Source organism: Chitinophaga sp. (assembly GCF_036566945.1).
In the GTDB taxonomy this organism is placed as follows: Bacteria; Bacteroidota; Bacteroidia; order Chitinophagales; family Chitinophagaceae; genus Chitinophaga.
Map to the genome: position 1 here is coordinate 1 of NZ_DATCVJ010000730.1, position 5,773 is coordinate 5,773.

5 protein-coding genes are annotated in these 5,773 nt (G+C 43.0%); 1 reads left to right on the forward strand and 4 read right to left on the reverse strand.

Features of this window, described 5'->3' with window-relative positions; translation table 11 throughout:
- Window positions 1-146 precede the first annotated feature (146 nt).
- Window positions 147-959 carry a HesA/MoeB/ThiF family protein gene (locus tag VIP81_RS21955; RefSeq protein WP_331966372.1) on the reverse strand — a complete coding sequence of 271 codons (813 nt, stop codon included), beginning with the start codon at window positions 957-959 and terminating at the stop codon, window positions 147-149.
- A gap of 15 nt (window positions 960-974) precedes the next feature.
- Window positions 975-2,345 (reverse strand): HAMP domain-containing sensor histidine kinase, encoded by a 1,371-nt coding sequence (locus VIP81_RS21960; RefSeq protein ID WP_331966375.1) that lies wholly within the window; start codon window positions 2,343-2,345, stop codon window positions 975-977.
- A 440-nt stretch (window positions 2,346-2,785) separates the two neighbouring features.
- On the opposite strand from VIP81_RS21960, the gene VIP81_RS21965 reads away from it, so the two are divergent.
- Window positions 2,786-3,337 carry a YqgE/AlgH family protein gene (locus tag VIP81_RS21965; RefSeq protein WP_331966378.1) on the forward strand — a complete coding sequence of 184 codons (552 nt, stop codon included), beginning with the start codon at window positions 2,786-2,788 and terminating at the stop codon, window positions 3,335-3,337.
- A gap of 500 nt (window positions 3,338-3,837) precedes the next feature.
- On the opposite strand, the gene atpC is transcribed toward VIP81_RS21965, so the two are convergent.
- Together atpC and atpD are read right to left on the reverse strand one after the other, a co-directional pair.
- A complete protein-coding gene (gene atpC / locus VIP81_RS21970; RefSeq protein ID WP_331966381.1) occupies window positions 3,838-4,146 on the reverse strand; it encodes an ATP synthase F1 subunit epsilon in 309 nt (102 codons plus the stop codon).
- 8 nt (window positions 4,147-4,154) lie between these two features.
- Entirely contained in the window at window positions 4,155-5,657 is a 1,503-nt protein-coding gene (gene atpD / locus VIP81_RS21975; protein WP_331966384.1) for a F0F1 ATP synthase subunit beta, read from the reverse strand.
- Between the last annotated feature and the right edge of the window lie 116 nt (window positions 5,658-5,773).

Sequence of the window (5,773 nt, forward strand, 5' to 3'; positions counted from 1 at the left end):
TTGTTTTGATTTAAAAAGATTTGGGAAGAAGTAAGCATATCCGCTTATATCTTCCCAAGTCTTTTTAAATCTTCCAAAATCATAAAAGTAAAAATCCGACAAATCGTCTAAATCAGTATAATCCTGAACAAAGACAAAAAACCGGGTTAATCTTCCACATCTGGTACGATCTCTAAACCATATTCTTCTGCGGTAAGGATACCGGCAGCGCGGGTACTTTCTATGAGCCCAGTATCTGCCTGCAGTTCATGCACCTGCGTTAGATTATGGAGATAGTCGATGCCATGCAATTTCCCGGCGATACCTGCCGGAATACCCATGAGATATTTTATAACTTCGCATACGATTTGCATGCCCAGTGCACCGTGGGTAGCACCAATAGCGCCTGCATCAAAGTTGCGGTAATCTTCTGTCAGTGGTAAAGCGCAGCGGTAAGATGCGGAGGTGGTACCGTCGGGCATTGGCATATTAAAGCCGGCAAACCAGGCTGCCCAGTTATGCACTTCTCCGGTAATGAAAGGTTTGTTATGCACCAGGCAGGCATCATTGATCACCAGGTGAGTGGGCAAATGCTGGGTACAATCTATCACCAGATCAAATCCTATCAGCATCATTCCGATCGACTCAGGTTTTACCTGCATGAGAATAGGATAATGTTTGGTATATGGGTTCACGGCCCAAAGTCTGCTGGCAGCCATTTTAGCTTTATGCTTACGGATGTCCTGCATCTGGTACACTGGCTGCCGGTGCATGTCTTCATCATTGATGACGCCGTAATCTGCGATGCCTAATACACCAATACCGCTGGCGCTGAGGTACTGCATAACAGGGCTGCCTAATCCACCGGCGCCTACCACCAGTACACGGGCTTCTTTCAGTTTCTCCTGCATGTCAATGCCCATGCCCGGAACAGCAATAGGGTGCTTAAAATGCTGTATTTCTTTTTCACTCAGTATCATGTGCTTATCCTTTATCTAATCCTGCGGAAATTCCAGGGTAAACTTACTGCCTTTACCAACGGTGCTTTCCACTTTAATTTTTCCTTTATGCGCATCTACGATCGCCTTCACATAGGTAAGTCCCAGACCAAATCCTTTTACGTTATGCACATTTCCTGTGTGGGCGCGATAGAACTTTTCAAAGATACGTGAAATAGTATCCCGGCTCATGCCGATACCGTTATCACAAATGACGATAAACAGGCTTTTACGGGTATTATAGGTTTGTATTTTTATTTCCAGCTGATCATTGGAATACTTGATGGCATTATCCATCAGGTTGAAGATAAGATTGGAAAAATGCACATCATCTGCCATGATCACGGGGTTAATGGCATCGAGTTGCAGATCTACCACCCCATTTTTGGCGGCCAGTTGCAGTTGCAGGTTATCGGTTGTATTCTGGATAACGGCATGTACATCTGTTGCCTGCAACTTCAATCCTATTTCATCTTTCTCCAGCAGGGCAGATTGCAGGATGCTTTCTACCTGCTTATTCATACGTTTATTTTCTTCTTTAATAATACCGGAGAAGTACTGGATCTTTTCTGGTTTAGACATCACTTTTTCATTCCGGATGGCGTCTATCGCCAGGGAAATAGTGGCCAGTGGCGTTTTCAGTTCATGGGTCATGTTATTGATGAAGTCCGACTTTATTTCCGAGAGTTTTTTCTGATTAAGCAGGGTACGGATAGTGAGGGCAAAAGCCATGATAATGATCATGGTAAACAGTATCCCTCCCGTGATCATTACCCCCAGTTGTTTGGCCACTGAATCATCCGAGGGCATAATGATGATCAGCTTTTCTCCTCTGGCGTTAAAATCATTGGGCTCCGACAGGAGCACTACATGCACGTTATATTGTTTCCGCCCACTGTCTGCTTCATTTTGCCGGTACATTTTTTCGAAGCCGGCAGATTGCATTTTCAGGGTACCCAATTCCGACCCCGGTGTGGTGCCGATAATGGCAAATTCAAAGGTGGTAGAATCGAGGTGATTTTTCCTCATATTGTTCCTGATGCAACGTTTCACGTCAGCAGCAGAAAAGAAATCGCTGACAGCAGGGGCGTTATACGCCATACGATTAATATCCAGGTTAAACCCTTTAGTGGCTGCAGCCGGATCTTTCAGGACACTGTTGTCCAGTTTAAACATAACGGCAGCCTGACGGCGATACATCATGTCATTGTATACGTCATTGGACATACTGACGGCACGCTGGAAAAGTTGTTCCTGTTTAATCAGGACTGCGCTCTTGATCCAGCTTACCTGAATGTAAATAATACCAAGCAGAGACAATGTTATCAGAACAACGATGACGGGGAATATTTTCTTCAGTGGTATCATGTAAATTTTGTCAGGCTTTAATTACATCAAAGATAAGTGTACAGAAATAGTAAAATATGTTAAAAAAGATGTTTGCTATAGCAACTATGATACAAAATTACGGGAGAGGTATTGCAACAAGGTTTATTAACAGCAATACAACATTACTTTAACGTAATTTTAACTGCCCACTGCTGATTTTATTAGTGCTTCTTTCCTTACCTTTGCTTCAGAATCTTGGTACTAAATTTGCTTAGTTCAAGATCATAACAAAGTAATTAAACTTTCTACATACATCGATGTGGATTCGTTCCATAAGCGATTTAGATTTTGGTTGATAAAATGGTAAGGAGGTTTTCTAGCCTCCTTTTTTTATTTTTCCTATCTCTCCTTTCTCTTTCTTTTTTTCCGCTACTATTCAATCATTTAATTAAATTTGAACAGGATAAAATTGTATGTCTATGGTAACTTTGTCACCCGGCATTTTGCTGATAGCTGATCCGTTTCTCAAAGATCCAAATTTTGCACGTACGGTAGTATTGCTTTGTGATTACCAGGAAAAAGGCAGTTTTGGTTTTGTAATCAATAAGTTATTCGACCAGTCGCTTAATGACCTGGTTCCTGAAGTGGTAATCGGCAATGTGCCGGTATACTATGGAGGCCCCGTACAAATGGATACCATACATTTTATTCACCGGAACCCGGAGCTGATTAGCGGCGGACTGGAAATACTGCCTGGTATATACTGGGGAGGCAAGTTCGATAACGTGGTAGATGCGCTGAATCAGGGCTTACTGGACCTTGATAAGGTAAAGTTCTTCATTGGCTATTCCGGGTGGACGGAAGGGCAGCTGGAAGAAGAAGTAAAGGAGAAATCGTGGATCCTTTCTCAAACAGATTCAACGCTGGTGTTTGAACCCAAAGAACAGCAAATATGGCAGCAATCGCTGAAAAACCTTGGCAGTACCTTTGCCATGATGGCAAATTACCCGATAGATCCTTCCTTAAATTAGAGGTAATATTCTGAAAAAGAGCAACATCGGTGGAGCTTGCCATTTAAAGTGAAAAATGAACAGGGTGAATGCTGTTTATTTAAAACAAATTAAATATCTTGCTAAAGTAATTGATAGTTATTACCAATTACATAACCCGTTTTCAGGTAAGTAAATAACCGATAAGAATGCACCTATGAAGGCAAAACCTATGAAAAACATTTTGCTTCTTCTATAGACCGATACCAGAATTTTACCTGAATACTAATCATTTATCATCAAAGGCATATTCATTAGGTAATATACTCAGCCCTTGATAAGGGCTGTCTATTGATGTACAGTATGTAACTGCGGATATCTCGTATAGCCGTGCAGGTAATGTATTGTATATAATGAATAGAGAGGAAATCCTGGTGAACAGTCCTGTTCTCAACCGGGTCATCTAAGATTGGAATAGTTAGGACAAAAACGAAGGCCGGGTAATCTTACCCGGCCTGGTTATTTATATTTTGCTGGTATGCTTATTTCTCCACTGCTACAGCGCCTTCTACGAGTACGGTAGCCTTATTGCGCAACACTTCCACGAATCCACCGCTGATAGTAAAAAACTCAGCATGAGTTTTATCTGTCAGCACTTTCATTTTACCATTTCCGAGAGCTGCAATTAATGGCGCATGTTTATCCAGTATTTCAAAAGAACCGTCTATGCCCGGCAGTTGTACTCCGTACACTTCTCCTGCATATAATTTTCTTTCTGGTGTTAATACTTCTAATAGCATGTTATGATCGTAAATGGTGAAGGGTAATGATCCCGGCAAAGCCGGGATCATTGACTTAATTAGTTATTCGCTGATTCCAGTAATTTCTTACCTTTTTCAATAGCTGCTTCGATGTTACCTACAAGGTTGAAAGCTGCTTCAGGATACTCATCTACTTCACCATCCATGATCATGTTAAAACCACGGATAGTTTCTTCGATAGGTACGAGTACACCTTTCAGACCGGTAAACTGTTCTGCCACGTGGAAAGGTTGTGACAGGAAACGTTGTACACGACGTGCACGGGATACTGTCAGTTTATCTTCGTCGCTCAACTCATCCAGACCGAGGATCGCAATGATATCCTGCAGTTCCTTGTAGCGTTGCAGGATCATTTTCACGCGCTGTGCACAGTTATAGTGAGCTTCACCCACGATAGCCGGAGACAGGATACGGGAAGTTGATTCCAGCGGGCTCACAGCAGGGTAGATACCAAGATCGGAGATCTTACGATCCAATACCGTGGTAGCATCCAGGTGAGAGAAGGTAGTTGCCGGAGCCGGATCCGTCAAGTCATCCGCAGGTACGTAAACCGCCTGTACGGAAGTGATGGAACCATTTTTAGTGGAAGTGATACGTTCCTGCATGAGACCCATTTCAGTAGCCAGTGTTGGCTGGTAACCCACCGCAGAAGGCATACGACCTAACAGCGCGGATACTTCAGAACCTGCCTGGGTGAAACGGAAGATGTTATCTACGAAGAACAGGATGTCCTTACCACTACCTGCAGAACCATCTCCATCACGGAAATATTCTGCCAGTGTTAAACCGGACAAGGCCACACGGGCACGAGCTCCAGGAGGTTCGTTCATCTGACCAAACACAAACGTAGCCTGTGATTGTTTCAGTAATTCTTTATCTACAGCGGTAACATCCCAGTCACCGTGTTCCATTGATTCTTTAAACTTATCACCGTATTTCACGATGTTTGCTTCGATCATTTCACGCATCAGATCGTTCCCTTCACGGGTACGCTCACCTACACCGGCGAATACGGATAAACCTTCGTAACCTTTTGCAATGTTGTTGATCAGTTCCTGGATCAATACAGTTTTACCCACACCGGCACCACCGAACAAACCAATTTTACCACCCTTAGCGTATGGCTCAATCAGGTCAATTACTTTAATACCAGTAAACAGTACTTCTGTTTCAGTAGCCAGATCCTCAAACTTAGGCGGATCACGGTGAATAGGATAACCGTTTGAAGCATCGATATCACCCAAACCGTCAATCGCCTCACCTACCACATTGAACAAACGTCCTTTAACCTGGTCGCCAATTGGCATTTTAATAGGCGCGCCTTTATCAACTACAGCCATGCCACGAACCATACCGTCGGTGGAGTCCATTGCCACTGTACGTACACTGTCTTCACCCAGGTGCTGCTGTACTTCCAATACTACCTTCTGACCATTTTCGCGGGTAATTTCCAATGCGCTGTAGATTTCGGGCAATTTGTCATCAAAATGCACGTCCACCACGGGACCGATAATTTGTTTGATCTTACCTGTGTTAGGCATATTTTTAAAGAGGTTTATAAAAATACTAAAATGTTACTGTTCCAAAAACGGCAGCAATTCATTGCATACAGTTTCCAAAATTTGCCGCAAAGGTAAGAGTTAATGGGTGAATATCA

Coding starts and splice junctions, on each gene's coding strand:
- atpC (WP_331966381.1), bottom strand. CDS start 4,146: ATGATCCCGGCTTTGCCGGGATCATTACCCTTCACCATTTACGATCAT.
- VIP81_RS21955 (WP_331966372.1), bottom strand. CDS start 959: ATGATACTGAGTGAAAAAGAAATACAGCATTTTAAGCACCCTATTGCT.
- VIP81_RS21965 (WP_331966378.1), top strand. CDS start 2,786: ATGGTAACTTTGTCACCCGGCATTTTGCTGATAGCTGATCCGTTTCTC.
- atpD (WP_331966384.1), bottom strand. CDS start 5,657: ATGCCTAACACAGGTAAGATCAAACAAATTATCGGTCCCGTGGTGGAC.
- VIP81_RS21960 (WP_331966375.1), bottom strand. CDS start 2,345: ATGATACCACTGAAGAAAATATTCCCCGTCATCGTTGTTCTGATAACA.